This is a genomic window from Burkholderia sp. GbtcB21, assembly GCF_019091065.1.
GTDB lineage: Bacteria > Pseudomonadota > Gammaproteobacteria > Burkholderiales > Burkholderiaceae > Burkholderia > Burkholderia pyrrocinia_C.
In genome coordinates this window covers 1-602 of sequence record NZ_JAGXKA010000094.1, presented here as the reverse complement: position 1 = coordinate 602, position 602 = coordinate 1, and the positions used below count along the sequence as shown (strand labels likewise).

Sequence of the window (602 nt, the reverse complement as noted above, 5' to 3'; positions counted from 1 at the left end):
ATCCAGGCGTACCTCACCGCGACCCCTTCGCGAAGTACGCCGTCGCCTTTCGAAGAATTTCGATATCCAGCTTTGCGCTGGCCAGTTCCTTACGCAGACGGCTGTTCTCGGCCTCCAGGTCGCTGACCGGACGAAGACTTGAGCTCGGTGCACTCGACGCCGGCCCCGCTGCGGCCTGCGCACTGCCATCGCGCTGATCACGGCACCAGTTCCCCAGCGTCGCCACCGGCACGCCCAGCCTGCGAGCGGCTTCATGCTGACCGACGCTCTCAGCGAGCCGCACCGCCTCAACCTTGAATTCCTTCGCGTACTGCCGTCTCGGTACCACGTTCTCTGCCATGTTCTTCTCCATACAGGCAAAAAGTTATCAAACTTCTTGCTGTACGTGGAATCGAGGCAGGGTCAGATTCCAGATCCTTGAGCCGGCGGGCGTCGGCCACGTCCATCCCGCCGAACTTGTTGCGCCAACGATAGAACGTCTGTTCCGAGATATTGTGGCGCGTGCACAGATCCTTCACCGGCTCGTCCCGGCTCTCGGCCTCTCGCAAGATGCGGATGATCTGCTCGTCGGTAAATCGCTTCTTCATCGAGTTCTCCTTGCC

The 602-nt window shown here is 60.6% G+C and carries 2 pseudogenes; both read right to left on the bottom strand.

Going from position 1 to position 602, the window contains the following annotated elements:
- A pseudogene (locus tag KVT39_RS36480) lies at nt 1–352 on the bottom strand (transposase); the annotation flags it as partial.
- 49 nt (nt 353–401) lie between these two features.
- Nucleotides 402–587: pseudogene (locus tag KVT39_RS36475) on the bottom strand (transposase); the annotation flags it as partial.
- Nucleotides 588–602 lie beyond the last annotated feature (15 nt).